Source organism: Cellulomonas sp. B6, assembly GCF_001462455.1.
In the GTDB taxonomy this organism is placed as follows: Bacteria; Actinomycetota; Actinomycetes; order Actinomycetales; family Cellulomonadaceae; genus Cellulomonas.
In genome coordinates this window covers 1-1,068 of sequence record NZ_LNTD01000244.1, presented here as the reverse complement: position 1 = coordinate 1,068, position 1,068 = coordinate 1, and the positions used below count along the sequence as shown (strand labels likewise).

The 1,068-nt window shown below is 77.3% G+C and carries 2 protein-coding genes; both read right to left on the bottom strand.

Annotated features, from left to right (window positions below; translation table 11 throughout):
* A partial coding sequence (locus tag ATM99_RS17385) for a flavin reductase family protein (RefSeq protein WP_062104066.1) occupies positions 1-504 on the bottom strand: 504 nt, incomplete at its 3' end.
* Positions 501-1,068, bottom strand: a 568-nt coding sequence (locus ATM99_RS17380) for an NADPH-dependent FMN reductase (RefSeq protein ID WP_082660004.1), incomplete at its 5' end; no start/stop codon positions are given. The genes ATM99_RS17385 and ATM99_RS17380, both read right to left, overlap by 4 nt.

The window sequence follows — 1,068 nt, the reverse complement described above, 5'->3', positions numbered from 1 at the left end:
GCGGTAGACGAGGGGCTGCGCGTCCGTCACGCCGTGCGCGAGCGCGCGCAGCGACACCAGATAGCTGTCGCCGACGGGCGTGCGCTGGACGACGCGCGCCCGCACCCACGCGAGCGCGTCGTCGACCACCGCCTCACCCGTGGGCAGCGCGGTCCAGCCGCCGTCGGCGAACCGGTCGACGCCCGACGTCGCGAACCGCGTCGACACGTCCTCCTGGCCCTCGGCGAGGAACGACACCGCGACCGTCGACGCGCGTGACAGGGCGGGCCACGACGACGACCCGGACGCCAGCGAGAACGCGAGCAGCGGGGGAGCGGCCGACACCGAGATGACGGACGTCGCGGTGAAGCCGACGTGCGCGGCGCCGTCCCGCAGGGTCACCACGGCGACCCCGGCGGCGTGCCGACGGAACACCTGCTTGTACTCGTCGGCCGTGAGCGCGGGCTCGTCGTGGTCGGCCAGCGCGCGCTCGAGGTGGCGCAGGTCCGGCGTGCTGGTGCTCATCGCACGACCTCCAGCGCGGAGGTGAGCTGGCGGGTGGCCTGCGAGGCGGACTGCGCGGCCGGCGTCGGCGCGTCGGACGCCCCGGGTGCGCCGAGCGGTGCGCCGACCGCCCGTCGCAGCGGCCGCTCGGCCCGCTCCCACCAGCGTGCGACGGCCGGATCCAGGTCGGCGAGGTCGGCGTCCAGGACGCTGAGCGTGCGCGTCGGGACGGTCGCGCCGAGCTCGACGAGCACCGGCCGCAGGTGCACCTCGCCGACGAGCGCGTGCGCGGGGGCCGCCGACACCACGAGCGGCACGGCGACGACGCCGTCGAGCGCGTCGGGCCCGTAGAGGTCGAGGAACGACTTGAGCAGCCCCGTGAACGACGCCTTGTAGACGGGGGTCGCGACGACGAGCACGTCACCACCGGCGACGGTCGCGAGCGCGGCGTCGACGTCGGCCGGGCGGGGCTGCGCGTGCAGCCCGGGCGCGTGCGCGGCGAGGTCGACGACGGCGGGGTCGGCGCCCGCGCCGAGGTGGCCGGCGAGCGTGCGGGCGAGGGCGGTCGCGGCGCCGAGCGTGCGC